The sequence below is a fragment of the Paraburkholderia fungorum genome, from assembly GCF_046027215.1.
Taxonomy (GTDB): Bacteria; Pseudomonadota; Gammaproteobacteria; order Burkholderiales; family Burkholderiaceae; genus Paraburkholderia; species Paraburkholderia fungorum_D.
Map to the genome: position 1 here is coordinate 1,150,967 of NZ_JAQQEN010000002.1, position 15,487 is coordinate 1,166,453.

11 protein-coding genes and 1 pseudogene are annotated in these 15,487 nt (G+C 62.2%); 7 read left to right on the forward strand and 5 right to left on the reverse strand.

Going from position 1 to position 15,487, the window contains the following annotated elements; genetic code table 11:
* Window positions 1-436: 436 nt before the first annotated feature.
* The 3 genes from PQR27_RS25785 to PQR27_RS25795 are packed head-to-tail and all read left to right on the forward strand — an operon-like array spanning window position 437 to window position 3,664.
* On the forward strand, window positions 437-1,690 hold the full coding sequence (locus tag PQR27_RS25785) for a site-specific integrase (RefSeq protein ID WP_408526447.1): 1,254 nt from the start codon (window positions 437-439) through the stop codon (window positions 1,688-1,690).
* A complete protein-coding gene (locus tag PQR27_RS25790; protein WP_408526448.1) occupies window positions 1,687-2,658 on the forward strand; it encodes a tyrosine-type recombinase/integrase in 972 nt (323 codons plus the stop codon). Before PQR27_RS25785 ends, PQR27_RS25790 begins: the two co-directional genes overlap by 4 nt.
* A complete protein-coding gene (locus tag PQR27_RS25795) occupies window positions 2,651-3,664 on the forward strand; it encodes a tyrosine-type recombinase/integrase (protein ID WP_408526449.1) in 1,014 nt (337 codons plus the stop codon). The genes PQR27_RS25790 and PQR27_RS25795 overlap by 8 nt, the downstream gene beginning before the upstream one ends.
* A gap of 309 nt (window positions 3,665-3,973) precedes the next feature.
* Here the strand turns inward: PQR27_RS25795 and PQR27_RS25800 are convergent.
* A pseudogene (locus tag PQR27_RS25800) lies at window positions 3,974-4,144 on the reverse strand (BON domain-containing protein); the annotation flags it as partial.
* 232 nt (window positions 4,145-4,376) lie between these two features.
* On the opposite strand from PQR27_RS25800, the gene PQR27_RS25805 reads away from it, so the two are divergent.
* Window positions 4,377-4,547, forward strand: a complete 171-nt coding sequence (locus PQR27_RS25805; RefSeq protein ID WP_408526450.1) for a hypothetical protein — start codon at window positions 4,377-4,379, stop codon at window positions 4,545-4,547.
* 333 nt (window positions 4,548-4,880) lie between these two features.
* On the opposite strand, the gene PQR27_RS25810 is transcribed toward PQR27_RS25805, so the two are convergent.
* The 3 genes from PQR27_RS25810 to PQR27_RS25820 are packed head-to-tail and all read right to left on the reverse strand — an operon-like array spanning window position 4,881 to window position 8,108.
* The gene (locus tag PQR27_RS25810) at window positions 4,881-5,894 is read right to left on the reverse strand and encodes a tyrosine-type recombinase/integrase (RefSeq protein WP_408526449.1); all 1,014 of its coding nucleotides are present in this window, start codon (window positions 5,892-5,894) and stop codon (window positions 4,881-4,883) included.
* Entirely contained in the window at window positions 5,887-6,858 is a 972-nt protein-coding gene (locus tag PQR27_RS25815; protein ID WP_408526448.1) for a tyrosine-type recombinase/integrase, read from the reverse strand. The genes PQR27_RS25810 and PQR27_RS25815 overlap by 8 nt, the downstream gene beginning before the upstream one ends.
* Window positions 6,855-8,108, reverse strand: a complete 1,254-nt coding sequence (locus PQR27_RS25820) for a site-specific integrase (protein WP_408526447.1) — start codon at window positions 8,106-8,108, stop codon at window positions 6,855-6,857. Before PQR27_RS25820 ends, PQR27_RS25815 begins: the two co-directional genes overlap by 4 nt.
* Before the next feature lie 649 nt (window positions 8,109-8,757).
* Between PQR27_RS25820 and PQR27_RS25825 the strand changes: the two genes are divergently transcribed.
* The 3 genes from PQR27_RS25825 to PQR27_RS25835 all read left to right on the forward strand — a co-directional run bounded on the left by PQR27_RS25825 (window position 8,758) and on the right by PQR27_RS25835 (window position 10,943).
* Entirely contained in the window at window positions 8,758-9,060 is a 303-nt protein-coding gene (locus PQR27_RS25825; protein ID WP_408526451.1) for an alpha/beta fold hydrolase, read from the forward strand.
* Window positions 9,061-9,233: 173 nt separating this feature from the next.
* Window positions 9,234-9,992: a hypothetical protein gene (locus tag PQR27_RS25830; RefSeq protein WP_408526452.1), complete on the forward strand. Its 759-nt coding sequence runs from the start codon at window positions 9,234-9,236 to the stop codon at window positions 9,990-9,992.
* A gap of 324 nt (window positions 9,993-10,316) precedes the next feature.
* A complete protein-coding gene (locus PQR27_RS25835; RefSeq protein ID WP_408526453.1) occupies window positions 10,317-10,943 on the forward strand; it encodes a tyrosine-type recombinase/integrase in 627 nt (208 codons plus the stop codon).
* A 129-nt stretch (window positions 10,944-11,072) separates the two neighbouring features.
* Here the strand turns inward: PQR27_RS25835 and PQR27_RS25840 are convergent, their stop codons facing one another.
* Window positions 11,073-14,351, reverse strand: coding sequence for an adenylate/guanylate cyclase domain-containing protein (locus tag PQR27_RS25840; RefSeq protein ID WP_408526454.1), 3,279 nt, complete (start codon window positions 14,349-14,351; stop codon window positions 11,073-11,075).
* Window positions 14,352-15,487: the final 1,136 nt, after the last annotated feature.

Sequence of the window (15,487 nt, forward strand, 5' to 3'; positions counted from 1 at the left end):
CATCCGGGTGAAACGAGAAATCAACCGCTCGAACGCCGGTGAAGTTCGAACCATCCGCGAAATACACTTCGGGCGACGATAGATGTCCGTTGAACCCTACTATCCGACGCGGCGTACGCAGACTCGTGAAGGGCGGCAGCTGGGGGTTGCCTGCTGCCGATCACAGACTTGCGCGGTTCGGGCCGCCTATGTCCTTTGCATGACGCAGCACGCGGGCTGGAGCACTCCGTCAGGGCTACGTGTCGGCTGACCGGTTTGGGTCGCTATGTAAACCTCTGCATAGCGACCCCTATGCTCAGGTCGCAACTATGCGCAGCTAATCGGTCGCTGATGGTGGCGACCCGTGCATGACGAGGCTTTGGCAAGGTGAGCAAGCAAGGATCTGGACATAGTTCCGACCTGTGATGCAGTGGTGGTCCCACTTCTGGAGATCACCATGGACATCGTTCGCCGCTCCCGCCGTACTGACATAAGCGGTTTCGCCGACGGGCGGATCGGGCCATACATTGCTGCGTTCAAGCAGTACCTGAGCCAACGCCGGTACGCTGTAAAGACGGTCGCTACTTACCTGCTGTGTATCACGCACTTCGCCCAATGGGCAGACTCCGGGCCTTGTCGGCGGCGCCGAATCGATGAAGGGTTGATCGCGGAGTTCCTCGACGAGCATCTCCTACCATGCAGGTGTGCCGGCACGTTACATCATGACCGGGGTGACCATAGGGCGGCGCTAGGGCACCTGCTCGTGGTCCTGCGCGCTCATGGTGTGATTGAAGTGCCAGCGGTCAGCACAACACCTGTAGACGAGGAACTGCGCCGCTACGGCGAGTATATGGAGCATGTGCGAGGCTTGGCGCCGAAGACGCGGAGCATCGCCCTGCGCATCGTCGCGCGGTTGCTGACAGCTCGTTTCGGCGAGGGCCTCGTCGACATCGCCGCGATCAAGCCCGTGCACGTTCGGCATTTCTTCGCCGTGCAAGCGAAGCTTTATAGCAAACCGGCGAATGCCGGGCAGGTCGTGGCATCGCTGCGCGGTTACTTCCGCTACCGCGCCTCGCTCGGCGATCTGGTCCACGGACTGATTGGCGCGGTGTCCTATCCTGCTAACTGGTCGCTGTCCTCGTTGCCCAAGTCACTGACGGCGGGAGAGGTCGAACTGTTGATCAGATCCCTCGGCCAACGGGGCCACTCGATGCGGCGAGCCGACGCTATCGTGCGCTGTGCGCTCGATCTCGGACTGCGCAGCGGCGAGATCGCCCGTCTCAGCCTGGACGATATCGACTGGCAAGCCGGTACGCTTATCCTGCGCCAAACCAAGGGGCGCCGGGAGGACGTGCTGCCGCTACCCGTCGCGACTGGCGAAGCCATCGCGGCCTACCTTGAACAGGAGCGTCCCAGGACTTCCAATCGAGCCGTCTTCGTCCGCCATGTCGCGCCGCGCGACCAGCCCGCCGGCGCTGATCTCGTCCGCAAGACCATCCGCCAGGCCTTTGCGCGCGCCGGCCTTCCCTATACGCGCTCACATCTGCTGCGCCACACGATGGCCAATCGCTTGCTAGCCGCCGGCTCCTCGCTGAAGGAGGTAGCCGACGTCCTGCGTCACCGCTCGCTGAACTCGACCCTGATCTACGCCAAGCTCGATAGCCGCAAGTTGGTCGAGGTTGCGCTGCCCTGGCCAGGGAGTGCAGCATGAGCGCGCCGACTTCTGTGCAAGTACGCGTCGAACAGTTTCTGGTCGAGCGTCGCCAACTGGGGTTCTCCGATGATGGCTACGTCCTACGCAGCTTCGCGCGCCATGTCCACGCTGCCGGCCATCGCGGCGCCCTGACGGTGGAACTCATGGCTGCTTGGGCCCGAAGCGACCGCCACGAGAGCAATGACCCGCGGACCTGGGCGCGACGGCTGAAGAGGCTGCGCACGTTCCTGCGATGGCTGCAGCAGTTCGAGCCGCGTACTGAGATACCCGATGATTCGATCTTCGGACGGTTGCCCGAGCGGCAAGCGCCACACATCTTCCGCGAGGAAGAGATCGTCGACCTACTTGCTCACTCGCGCCGACTCGGGCCTTCACCGGGACTCCGCGGCGCCGTCTATGAAACGCTGTTCGGACTGATCGCCGCCACGGGGCTGCGGATCGGCGAGGCGCTATCGCTGCGCAACTGCGACGTTGATCTCAAGAACGGGATGCTGACCATCCGTCGAACCAAGTTCGGCAAGTCGCGCCAAGTTCCTGCGCACCCAAGCACCGTGGGTTCCTTGCGTCGGTATTGCTTGCAGCGCGACTTGACCGAGGGACCGCCAGCGGAAGATGGCCCATTCTTCGTCGGCACTCGCGGTCGACGACGAGGTCTGCCACTCGGCGAGCGTCAGGTGCATCGCGTCTTCCGCGACCTAAGCCAGCAGTTGGGCTGGCGCAACCGCGGAGCGCACCATGCACCACGCATTCATGACCTGCGCCACACCTTCGTGGTGCGCCGCATCGTGCAGTGGCAGGCCCAAGGCGTGGACATCGATCAGGCCATGCTGTCGCTGTCGACCTACGTCGGACATACGATGGTGACCAACACCTACTGGTACCTGTCGGCGGTGCCCGAGTTGATGGCGCTGGCCGCCGGACGTTTTAAGTCGTTTACGGCCAGGTTGGAGGTGCAAGATGCGTGAGACCCTAGCCCCGAAGCCGCCTTCGTTCGCTGCGCTGGTCCAGCAATTCTTTACCGAGTATCTGGTCGCGCAGCGAGCGCTCAGTCCCCGCACAGTAGCCTGTTACCGTGATGCCTTGCTGCTGTTTCTGCACTTCGCCTGTCGTCAGATCAACAAGGCGCCGACCACAATGCGGCTGGCTGACATCCAACCCGATCTGATTCTGGCCTTCCTTGACCATCTGGAGCAGGATCGGAAGAACTCGGTTCGCAGCCGCAACTTGCGGCTCACCGCGCTGCGCGCGTTCTTGAAGTTTGCCGGCCGCCGCGACGTGGCGTCGTTGCACGACGTCGAGCGCGCGCTGGCGGTGCCGATGAAGCGTTTCGAGCGGCCGATGCTGAATTACCTTACACGTGCGGAGATGGTGGCCGTACTCGGTCAGCCCGGCGAGAGCTGGTCCTCGCAACGCGATCACTTGCTACTGACAATGCTCTACAACACGGGGGCGCGTGTCTCCGAGATCATCGGAGTACGGGTCGTCGATGTAGTCCTCGACGGTGCAGCGTGCGTGCACCTGCGCGGCAAAGGGCGAAAGCTGCGATCGATTCCCCTTTGGGACGCCACCGTCGCCGAGATCCGCAGTTGGATGCGATCGAATCCAATGACGCGCGGCGAAGCCGCCTTGTTGCCCAACCGGGATGGGCAGGCGATGTCGCGCTCTAACGTTGCGCAACGCCTGGATCTTGCCGTGAGCCGCGCAAGTGTCGAGCAACCGAGCCTCCTCAAGAAGCGCATTTCACCGCACATCTTGAGACATACGACCGCGATGCACCTGTTGCAGGCGGGCGTTCCATTCAACGTAATCGCCTTGTGGCTGGGTCACGAGAGCCCGATGACAACCCATCGCTACGTCGAAGCTGACCTCGCGATGAAGGAGAAAGCGCTCGGTCGACTGGCAGCGCCTGACGCCAGGATTCGCCGGTATCAGGCACCGGACTCGTTGATTCGATTCCTGCAGACGCTATAACTATGCATAGGGCTTGCCAGCCCCCACCGCACCGCTCAAGGGGCTGGCCGCGCTGGGATGATCATCTGCGCATAGTTGCGACCTGAGCATAGGGGCCGATCACGGTCGACCCCGATGCAGGTGACTGTGATGGAGCGCGGGGAATGGTCGTCAACGCACAGATGCAGTAAGCCAATGGCGGGACTGCCGATCACGCGCAACACGGGCATTGATGCCTCGCTCCTGGATCTTGTCAATTGTGAAACAGCCCCCGCTTTGGCGCGCTCTTCTGCGGCACTCGTTCATCATCTGTTTTCCGGCGAAGGCGCGTCATTTCGGCCTGAGGTGCAGATCGTTGCTCACGGATTGCACCCCCGGCACCCCGCGTGTCACGGCAAGCGCCTTCTGAATCTGTACCTCTGAATCCACGTATCCTGACAACTGCACGACGCCTCGATACGTCGCGACGCTCATCGGCAACGATCTCAGTCCTAAGTCCGCGATCCAACAGTACGTTGTGGTGTGTTGGATACTAGCCCACCATCCGGTGCTGCGCGCGCCCCTCATAAGCACCCGGCCGCGATCGATATATCGCTATATTCAAGCCGTTACGAGCCGTCTCTCGGCGCTCTGCCGAGACTGGCGCGCCATGTGCTTTAAATCAGTTAGCGGCACCGCGAGCGGTATGTCGCCAAACTTTTTATTTACTGACTTATCTTTTAGGAGAATTGCCATGACGACCCTTACGATTAATGACCTACCTGATGTCGAAGTCCTGGATCGCGTCGCCATGTCTGCCATCACGGGCGGCATGATCGACCAGCGCCTAGCCGTCTACATCCAAAACGTCTACGCATATACGCATGATTACTCTCTCGGCGCCCGCCCCGTCCCGAAATTCTGATCTCGGCGGCCAACCCGCCCTCCGCGCCGTCTACGACGGTTCGCGGGGCGGTCGTCCCGATGTGTGCTGAGTCCGTCGTCGTTATCGGTGGGCCCCGTGTGCACTGCGCACCCACGTCGATCCCCGCGTCAATCGCCGTGCTGAGCCGTAGATGGCCGTTGGACTTTGTAACCAGCCACTGAGGTTGCACTGGGCCGACGGGCGGCTCAGGGTCGCTATGCAGAGGTTTACATAGCGACCCCTATGCTCAGGTCGCAACTATGCGCAGATGATCATCCCAGCGCGGCCAGCCCCTTGAGCGGTGCGGTGGGGGCTGGCAAGCCCTATGCATAGTTATAGCGTCTGCAGGAATCGAATCAACGAGTCCGGTGCCTGATACCGGCGAATCCTGGCGTCAGGCGCTGCCAGTCGACCGAGCGCTTTCTCCTTCATCGCGAGGTCAGCTTCGACGTAGCGATGGGTTGTCATCGGGCTCTCGTGACCCAGCCACAAGGCGATTACGTTGAATGGAACGCCCGCCTGCAACAGGTGCATCGCGGTCGTATGTCTCAAGATGTGCGGTGAAATGCGCTTCTTGAGGAGGCTCGGTTGCTCGACACTTGCGCGGCTCACGGCAAGATCCAGGCGTTGCGCAACGTTAGAGCGCGACATCGCCTGCCCATCCCGGTTGGGCAACAAGGCGGCTTCGCCGCGCGTCATTGGATTCGATCGCATCCAACTGCGGATCTCGGCGACGGTGGCGTCCCAAAGGGGAATCGATCGCAGCTTTCGCCCTTTGCCGCGCAGGTGCACGCACGCTGCACCGTCGAGGACTACATCGACGACCCGTACTCCGATGATCTCGGAGACACGCGCCCCCGTGTTGTAGAGCATTGTCAGTAGCAAGTGATCGCGTTGCGAGGACCAGCTCTCGCCGGGCTGACCGAGTACGGCCACCATCTCCGCACGTGTAAGGTAATTCAGCATCGGCCGCTCGAAACGCTTCATCGGCACCGCCAGCGCGCGCTCGACGTCGTGCAACGACGCCACGTCGCGGCGGCCGGCAAACTTCAAGAACGCGCGCAGCGCGGTGAGCCGCAAGTTGCGGCTGCGAACCGAGTTCTTCCGATCCTGCTCCAGATGGTCAAGGAAGGCCAGAATCAGATCGGGTTGGATGTCAGCCAGCCGCATTGTGGTCGGCGCCTTGTTGATCTGACGACAGGCGAAGTGCAGAAACAGCAGCAAGGCATCACGGTAACAGGCTACTGTGCGGGGACTGAGCGCTCGCTGCGCGACCAGATACTCGGTAAAGAATTGCTGGACCAGCGCAGCGAACGAAGGCGGCTTCGGGGCTAGGGTCTCACGCATCTTGCACCTCCAACCTGGCCGTAAACGACTTAAAACGTCCGGCGGCCAGCGCCATCAACTCGGGCACCGCCGACAGGTACCAGTAGGTGTTGGTCACCATCGTATGTCCGACGTAGGTCGACAGCGACAGCATGGCCTGATCGATGTCCACGCCTTGGGCCTGCCACTGCACGATGCGGCGCACCACGAAGGTGTGGCGCAGGTCATGAATGCGTGGTGCATGGTGCGCTCCGCGGTTGCGCCAGCCCAACTGCTGGCTTAGGTCGCGGAAGACGCGATGCACCTGACGCTCGCCGAGTGGCAGACCTCGTCGTCGACCGCGAGTGCCGACGAAGAATGGGCCATCTTCCGCTGGCGGTCCCTCGGTCAAGTCGCGCTGCAAGCAATACCGACGCAAGGAACCCACGGTGCTTGGGTGCGCAGGAACTTGGCGCGACTTGCCGAACTTGGTTCGACGGATGGTCAGCATCCCGTTCTTGAGATCAACGTCGCAGTTGCGCAGCGATAGCGCCTCGCCGATCCGCAGCCCCGTGGCGGCGATCAGTCCGAACAGCGTTTCATAGACGGCGCCGCGGAGTCCCGGTGAAGGCCCGAGTCGGCGCGAGTGAGCAAGTAGGTCGACGATCTCTTCCTCGCGGAAGATGTGTGGCGCTTGCCGCTCGGGCAACCGTCCGAAGATCGAATCATCGGGTATCTCAGTACGCGGCTCGAACTGCTGCAGCCATCGCAGGAACGTGCGCAGCCTCTTCAGCCGTCGCGCCCAGGTCCGCGGGTCATTGCTCTCGTGGCGGTCGCTTCGGGCCCAAGCAGCCATGAGTTCCACCGTCAGGGCGCCGCGATGGCCGGCAGCGTGGACATGGCGCGCGAAGCTGCGTAGGACGTAGCCATCATCGGAGAACCCCAGTTGGCGACGCTCGACCAGAAACTGTTCGACGCGTACTTGCACAGAAGTCGGCGCGCTCATGCTGCACTCCCTGGCCAGGGCAGCGCAACCTCGACCAACTTGCGGCTATCGAGCTTGGCGTAGATCAGGGTCGAGTTCAGCGAGCGGTGACGCAGGACGTCGGCTACCTCCTTCAGCGAGGAGCCGGCGGCTAGCAAGCGATTGGCCATCGTGTGGCGCAGCAGATGTGAGCGCGTATAGGGAAGGCCGGCGCGCGCAAAGGCCTGGCGGATGGTCTTGCGGACGAGATCAGCGCCGGCGGGCTGGTCGCGCGGCGCGACATGGCGGACGAAGACGGCTCGATTGGAAGTCCTGGGACGCTCCTGTTCAAGGTAGGCCGCGATGGCTTCGCCAGTCGCGACGGGTAGCGGCAGCACGTCCTCCCGGCGCCCCTTGGTTTGGCGCAGGATAAGCGTACCGGCTTGCCAGTCGATATCGTCCAGGCTGAGACGGGCGATCTCGCCGCTGCGCAGTCCGAGATCGAGCGCACAGCGCACGATAGCGTCGGCTCGCCGCATCGAGTGGCCCCGTTGGCCGAGGGATCTGATCAACAGTTCGACCTCTCCCGCCGTCAGTGACTTGGGCAACGAGGACAGCGACCAGTTAGCAGGATAGGACACCGCGCCAATCAGTCCGTGGACCAGATCGCCGAGCGAGGCGCGGTAGCGGAAGTAACCGCGCAGCGATGCCACGACCTGCCCGGCATTCGCCGGTTTGCTATAAAGCTTCGCTTGCACGGCGAAGAAATGCCGAACGTGCACGGGCTTGATCGCGGCGATGTCGACGAGGCCCTCGCCGAAACGAGCTGTCAGCAACCGCGCGACGATGCGCAGGGCGATGCTCCGCGTCTTCGGCGCCAAGCCTCGCACATGCTCCATATACTCGCCGTAGCGGCGCAGTTCCTCGTCTACAGGTGTTGTGCTGACCGCTGGCACTTCAATCACACCATGAGCGCGCAGGACCACGAGCAGGTGCCCTAGCGCCGCCCTATGGTCACCCCGGTCATGATGTAACGTGCCGGCACACCTGCATGGTAGGAGATGCTCGTCGAGGAACTCCGCGATCAACCCTTCATCGATTCGGCGCCGCCGACAAGGCCCGGAGTCTGCCCATTGGGCGAAGTGCGTGATACACAGCAGGTAAGTAGCGACCGTCTTTACAGCGTACCGGCGTTGGCTCAGGTACTGCTTGAACGCAGCAATGTATGGCCCGATCCGCCCGTCGGCGAAACCGCTTATGTCAGTACGGCGGGAGCGGCGAACGATGTCCATGGTGATCTCCAGAAGTGGGACCACCACTGCATCACAGGTCGGAACTATGTCCAGATCCTTGCTTGCTCACCTTGCCAAAGCCTCGTCATGCACGGGTCGCCACCATCAGCGACCGATTAGCTGCGCATAGTTGCGACCTGAGCATAGGGGTCGATCAGAGACGGTCGTGGGTAGAGACCCCGAAAAGTTGGTCCAGCTTTGGCACGATCTACGCCAGCCGTTTTCATTTCAGTGCCACGGTTTTCATCATCTCTGACACACGACACCGGCCCGCCCGTTCGTTCTCCCTGTTTCCACTGTGTTGAAAATGGCGGACGGTGAAGCGCGGCGAACTAAATCTGAGACATTCCCGGAACTAAATGCGGGAAAACTCTGCGCTGCAGGCGTTTGCCATATTTAGTTCCGTTTTGTGCCTTGCCGGAACCGTCGCACTTCCAGAAGACACTCAACGTCGTCTTCGGTACCTCGTCATCGAAGCCGACCTACTGACAGAGGACTTTCGCACGGTCCAGCAATGGGCCGTTGCCAAAGGGCTATTACTTCCTTCTCCATTCTTTCCGGCCGCGTAGATCATGGCTTCGCGGGCGTAATGCACGTACTGTTGCCTCCGCGAGCAAGGCAGCACGAAGAGTCGTGCTTTCGCGCCGATATGTTCGAACCAGCCGGTTATGAAAGTCCCGCAATTCCACCGGTGGTGACGTCGGCGCAGTCCGAGGCGATAGACCGTTGGTTCAGCGACGACGTGGAATTCGCGAAGCTGCATCGCCAAACCGCGCGCACGATGATTCTTGTCGGCATGCAGGACGCCGTGCTCGTGCGTCACAACTCGCTGGTTCTGCGGCGCGCAATTCCGCATTCAGAGTTGATCGAGGTGGCTGACGGGGGGCACGCAAAGATGTACCGGGTTCCTGTGCGACTGGGGCAAAAGATCAACGCGTTCTTAAAAGGCTAAGGGTGCTCGCCTAAACTGCCATTTGGCCGGCACGAATCGTATTGAAGATTGTGCGTTACAAAACCCGCCTGATAGGGCGCAGGCCCGTACGCCAGGCTCGACCTGCAACCGCTTACCCAGTCGGGACACCCAGCCAAGCTGCAAGAATTTATTCACTCTCCAAGAGGGCAAGAATGAAACCCACAATCGGTTATGTCGCTTTAAGCGTGACGCTCGCCGGATGCAGCACCGGAAACATTACAATCCAGCAGCCATTCAGTCCGTCGAACGGACCTTCGTTGATTTCAGCGGGCGTTTATGAAGGCGCGTTTTCCACTGGTGGCATGGCAACGTTATTAATGCTTTATGACGGCACTGCCATCCTGTTCCACTCGGCCGCTAAAGGCACCGGCGTTCCTGTGCAAGGTGTGGTGGTGGTCGCGAACGGGTCTCAATCGGCCGCCGGCATTTACGAAAGCGGGCGGGCTTTCGATTTCACGCTAGACCGCGTCGGGGTTTTGCCCGTAACCCTGAGGGTCGACTTCTCGCAGGCGCCCGCTATTTCGGGGACCGTTCAGCACGATGCGGACATCACCATCATGTTCAACGCTCAAGCCAATCAGATGCTTGGCCAGACGCCCGCGCTTTCCACAATCGCAGGACTATACAGCGGACGGGCGTCGTCCCTGGGCGGCAGCGCAAGCGGCCAGATCACGGTTACCGCCAACGGATATCTGGCGGGCACGACCCAGGCGGGTTGCGTATTCAAAGGAACTGTCGCACCGCACGCAGGACTGAACGCGTACGATGTTATCGTCACGTTCGGCCCGTCGCCCTGCCTGTCGCCGATGGATACCGTGTCAGGAAACGCGGTACTTAATGGAGGGCGACTGCTGGCGGCACTGCCGAAGATCGACGGATCGGACGTGTTCGTCTTCGACGGTAAGAACTAGCGGGCGATCGGGCGCCATGCTCCGGGGAGCCTTGCATGGCGCAGCGAATGCGGCCCTAGAAATAACGCCGCGCGAAGCCTGTCTACTTAGCGTGAATGCATCTAGGGGTGCCCTCAGGATTCGGACTTTTTCGTACGATAGCCGCAGTGCACAGTCCAAGCAGAGGAAAAGGCCGAGAACGTGCCGGAGAGGTTACGAGCGAATGACGCTGTCCTCCGTAACGCGCCGCAAGGTTCGTCGGATGTCGACCGGCAGCAACGGGTCGAAGAGCGACCGCTTCACCGGGCGCGCACTCGATCTCCCTTCACTGGAGCGGAGATTGACATGGAAACGCTTAATTCCTCTGACGGTCGTCGAGTGCCGTGGAACAAAGGGAGGCTGATTGGGCAGAAGCCTCCGTTGAAGCTCCGTGAGATCTGGGCGATTCGAACAAGACTTCAGATGTCATCCAACGTTCGCGAGTTGGCGCCTTTCAACTTGGCGATCGATAGCAAGCTTCGGGCGTGCGATCTGACGCGACTGCAGGTACAGGGCGTCTGCATGGGAAGCCACGTGGTCTCACGAGCGACGTTCATGCAGCAAAAAACGCGACGACCAGTGCAGTTCGAAATCACGGAGCAAACTCGGCAGAGCGTGGAAGCATGGATATCGTCGCGAGGACTGAAGCCCGCCGACTATCTGTTCCCAAGCCGGTTGCATGCGTCAGCGCACGTGTCGACACGCCAGTACGCCCGCATCGTTCATCGTTGGGTCGCTTCGATTGGACTGGATGACGCAGCGTACGGCACTCACACGATGCGCCGTACGAAGCCATCGTTGATCTATCGGCGAACCAAGAATCTGCGCGCGGTCCACTTGCTCTTGGGCCATACGAAGCTCGAAAGTACAGTGCGGTACCTCGGGATCGAGGTAGACGACGCGCTCGAGATGGCTCAGCAAACCGAAGTCTAATGGCTGATGGCCGGCGAGCGGGCGCTTGCCGGCCAGGAAGCGTCGTTCGGACGTACCATCAGTCTGACACTCAGACGTCGGCTCAGCTCAAGAACCGGTCATGCGCGACCGCCTGAACGGGTCTGCACGCTACGAACGCGCGGCATTGATGGGCTGGAGAGCGTGAAGGAAACCGAACTTCCTGCCGTCCTGCCGAAGCCGCTCGAGTTCGGCCTGCGAGAGCCGGTCTCGATCGCCCTTCGCATGTCCGACGAGCGCGCGTGCGCGTGCGCGTGCAACGAAAAACGTCGAGAACGGTGATGGCTCACGGCGTGCGTAATCTTCGAGGGCCGCGGCATGATGCACGGCCCGATCCCAAAGTCCCCGGTCGATGCATGCGTCGATCGCATCACGTCGAAAGAGAAAGTGGTTGTGACTCACCGCCCCGTCGCCGAGCAAGGCTTCTCCTTCCGCGAGCGCGCTTTCGAAGATGCACGCGTCATCTGTCGCGTGGGCAAGGACGCCGAGATAGCTCGCTCCCAGATAGGCCATGCCGGTTTCGCGACTGATCGCGAGCGCCTGTCCGATGTCATCGAGCGCGTCGCGCCGACGACCGGCGACGCGATGCAATTCCGCTCGAAGCGCGAGCGCCTCGCCTTCGAATCGCCTCGATTTCAGCTCGCGCGCGCATTGCAGCGCCGGGCCGACATGCTCCCACGCGCGATCCCACTGCGCGAGATCGTGCAGACAGTGCCACGCGGCGTGATGTGCAACGGCAAGCGCGCGGAGATGTCCCACTTTCTCTGCTGCGGCGACACTGGCGAGCGCGGCATTGAGGCCCGTCTCCGCATTGCCAGCGAACCACGCCGTGATAGCGCGCATTGGCAGATTGGCGACCTCGATTCGTCCGAAGCCGTGACGTCGGCACAGTTCGATGCAGCGGCTGAAGGCGTCGAGTGCGCTGATCATCCGGCCGCGCATGTACTCGCCGTCGCCGAGTCCGCCCAGCGCGGCCGCTTCTTGTTCCGGGTCGCCCGCTGCGCGGGCGAGAGCGAGGCTATGTTCGTGCTCGCGCACGCAGCCGTCGCTATCGCCGCGAGGGAAGCACAAATTGCCGCGCAGGAAGTGAATGCGCGCCTCTTCGCGCAGCAGGCCTTGGGCAGCGGCGGCTGCGGCGGCGCAATCGAGATCGGTCCAGGCGCCGTCGAGATCATCGATGACCCGCTTCACGGTGGCGCGCCCGATCCATGCGCGGCAACGCTCGTCGTCAGTTGCGGCAAGCACGAGGGCGGTTTCGAATGCGGCGAGCGCCGTCGTCATGTCATTCACGTCATGCAGGATCGTGCCGCGTAGGCATTCGAGCGCGACGCGGTCGCTGTGCGTATCTGCGAGCGCCAGCCCGCGTTCGACCAGCCGGAGCGCGGATTCATGGCGATAGAGCGACGCCTGTGCGCGCGCCGCGCCGCAGTAAGCGCGCGCGGCCTCGCGGTCTTCCGCGCGATCGAGATGTTCGGCCCGCAGAACGGCGTCGCGCTCGCCGTACCACTGTGCGGCGCGGCGATGCAATTCACGGCGACGGCTTTTCAGCAGGCCGTCGTAAATGGCTTCGCGAATGAGTGCGTGATGGAAGATGAAGCCGGTGCCCTGACGTCGCAACAGAAGGCACGTCACGAGCGGTTCCAGCGCCGCGCCGGTGCCGTCGAGAAGATGATCGACCGCGTCCTTCTCGAAGAACTGGCCCAGCACCGAAGCCACCTGCGCCATGGCCTTGTCCTCGGGATGAAGTCGGTCCAGCCGCGCCTGCACGAGACTGCGCACCGAACCCGGCACGCCGATTCCCGCGCTCTCCTCCGCATTGTTGAGCAACTGTTCGAGGAACAGCGGGTTGCCCGCGGCGCGTGCGATGCAGCGCTTCGCGAGGTCCGCTTCCGCGCCGGGAAACGATTCGGCCATGGCATTCGCTTCGCCGGCGCTCAGCGGACCGAGATCGATGAGCGTGCATTGCACGCCGGCGGCTGCTCGCCACGATTCGTCGACCGAATCGTCCGACGTCCGCGTGGTCAACACGAGCACGGCCGGACACTCCGCCACCGTGGCGCAAAGCGCGGCGAGGTCGCGAAGCGTCTGTCCATCCGACCAATGCACATCTTCGAGGGACAGTACCCGTGCATGCTGGCGGCTCGCGCGTTGCACGAACCGGGTCAGGACGTTTCGTCGGCTGCGAACGCGCATCGCGTTGTCCATGGCCTCGTAGACCGTGCGGTCCTCGAGCGTCAGCGGTATATCGACCAGATCCTTCAGAAAGAGCGCGTCGCCGGCATCGATCAGACCGCCGGAGATGGCCCGCTGAATGCCGGTCATACATGCGTTCACGTCGGCCGAGTCGTCGAGGGACAGGAGACCGCGCACGAGAGACTGGACCGCGCCCCGTCCGACTGCCGCGCCGAAATCGAGCACGAGGCCGCCATGACATACGAATCCCGAATCCCGCGCCTCGCGTCCGAATTCCGTAACGAGGCGCGTTTTGCCGATCCCGGCCTCGCCGCGTAGCACGACCGTGCGTCCGCGCCCGGTCTCGCGGCACGCTTCAAGCACTGTCCGAAACCGCCGCAACTCGTCGCGACGTCCGACGAACGCCCGGTCCAGCTTAGCGCGCCGAAAACCGGCAATGCACCACGCCGAAACTGGCTGTGTGAAGCCCTTGACGCAAAGCGCGCCGCGTTCGACGCAGTCGAGGCGAAGAGCCAGCGGACGCCGCACGGCTTCCGATATCAGGATCTCTCCCAGCCCGGCCGCGTCCGTAAGACGCGAGGCCAGATTGACCGTATCGCCTGTGACGGTGTACGCCCGATGCGTCGCGCTGCCGGTGCCGCTTGCGACGACCTCGCCACCCGCAATGCCAATGTGCACGGCGACCGGCCGTTCCAGGTCGCGGGACAGGTTGGGCATCGCGTCGCTGATCGCGAGCGCTACCCGCACGGCGCGCTCGAAATCGTTTCCATGGGAGACCGGCGCCCCGAACACCGCCATGATGGCGTCGCCGACATGCTTGTCGATGTGCCCGCCGTGCTGCTCGACGATACGATCGGCGTGCTCGAAGTATCGATCGAGTAAAGCGACGATTTCTTCCGGATCGGCTTCGCGGCTCATTTCGGTGAAGCCACACAGATCGGCGAAGAGCACGGCGACTTGCCGTCGTTCTCCTTCTGCTTCGCCTGGCTTCACCGCCGCTTGACGGGGCTCGGTTCGCGCCCGCAGTTCAGCCAGCGCGTCGAGCAGCTTGCGGCGATGCCCGACCGAGGTAACGCCGAGTTCCTTCAGATCGTCCACGGTCAGATTGCACAGCACGTCCACATCGATGGCGTTCTCGCGGAACGCCGGTTCGTACCGTTCCATTCCAAGGCTGCGCAGCCAGGCGGTGACGTCCACGATCTCTCCTGAGCGGAAGACATCCGAAGCCGTTCAAATATAGCACTCGGGGGAATTCATCACGCGCCGCCTGCCTTGGCTTCTGGTGGCACAATATCCGCAATGTCTGGACCGTTGCCGTCGGGACGCCGACTCGAATGACCGGACCACTCAGATGTTGTTGAAAAAGTCGCTGGGCGTCTCTCCCATAAGGTTAGAGGGTAGCCGCGCCCCCTCCCGGAAACGCGGCCCCCGAAGAACCGTACGTGCGAGTTTCCCCGCATACGGCTCGCGCACGGCATTAAGCATCATGTCGATGCCGGTTGCGGTTTGTGCACACACAACCTTCGCAAACGTCACATCGTCGATTCATTTCGTCGCCGGGACAAGGGTGCTGAACCGTAGCCCGACCGGTCTCTCACAAGCTTCCCTTTGGTGAATCTCTGACGTGGGCCAACGACAGCCGCACCACGCGCACGTCAGCACCCTTTCAGGTCGGGGCAAATCTCGAACCCCTATGTCACCCGTTACAGGCAACCCTTCGCTTCTTGCGCGTTCTCACTCCCGCTTCCCCAACAGTGTTCCTCACGGTCCACCTGCCTCCGCTCCATTGAACCAGAGCGAGCGCGGGAAATCGGGGTTCCCGCGTTCCCATCCCTGCCGACCCGAGCACTTCCGGGCCTGTCCGTTTAGCACCTGTCTATTCCCCGATGGCCTCGTGACGACGTGCACCCACTTGAAAAAGATGCAACCGGCCATTTACCATTTTGGTCAGAGCCTCTCAGCAGCTTTGGCTCTTCGAAGATAACGAGGATTCCATCGACAGTTCACGTACGTTGTGCATGCGGAACTTGCCTGGCCCCCACACCGCACGGCTGCTGGCAGTGTCGATCCCTGCCCGGTCGCCCGGGTGAATCGCCCATAGGGAGGGTACGTTGTCCCCGGAGCTTCGAACCCGACCGTTACCGGTCGAGCACGTCCAGGTAGGCAACTGCTGGTCGTACAGCAGGTCACGGCTTCAATCTCAGATGTTCAGATTGTTGAATGTGACAAGGCAGAGAAGAGCTTTGCCATCCACTACGTTGCCGATTTACGTCCGGCGGACGGCGACACGCGTCGCACTTCAGGGGTCTTCTTACCCTTAACCGACGTTCGGC

Bases quoted from the DNA above. Each gene is read 5' to 3' on its own strand.
- PQR27_RS25790 (WP_408526448.1), top strand. From the start codon at position 1,687: ATGAGCGCGCCGACTTCTGTGCAAGTACGCGTCGAACAGTTTCTGGTC.
- PQR27_RS25795 (WP_408526449.1), top strand. From the start codon at position 2,651: ATGCGTGAGACCCTAGCCCCGAAGCCGCCTTCGTTCGCTGCGCTGGTC.
- PQR27_RS25835 (WP_408526453.1), top strand. From the start codon at position 10,317: ATGGAAACGCTTAATTCCTCTGACGGTCGTCGAGTGCCGTGGAACAAA.
- PQR27_RS25815 (WP_408526448.1), bottom strand. From the start codon at position 6,858: ATGAGCGCGCCGACTTCTGTGCAAGTACGCGTCGAACAGTTTCTGGTC.
- PQR27_RS25805 (WP_408526450.1), top strand. From the start codon at position 4,377: ATGACGACCCTTACGATTAATGACCTACCTGATGTCGAAGTCCTGGAT.
- PQR27_RS25820 (WP_408526447.1), bottom strand. From the start codon at position 8,108: ATGGACATCGTTCGCCGCTCCCGCCGTACTGACATAAGCGGTTTCGCC.
- PQR27_RS25830 (WP_408526452.1), top strand. From the start codon at position 9,234: ATGAAACCCACAATCGGTTATGTCGCTTTAAGCGTGACGCTCGCCGGA.
- PQR27_RS25825 (WP_408526451.1), top strand. From the start codon at position 8,758: ATGTTCGAACCAGCCGGTTATGAAAGTCCCGCAATTCCACCGGTGGTG.
- PQR27_RS25810 (WP_408526449.1), bottom strand. From the start codon at position 5,894: ATGCGTGAGACCCTAGCCCCGAAGCCGCCTTCGTTCGCTGCGCTGGTC.
- PQR27_RS25785 (WP_408526447.1), top strand. From the start codon at position 437: ATGGACATCGTTCGCCGCTCCCGCCGTACTGACATAAGCGGTTTCGCC.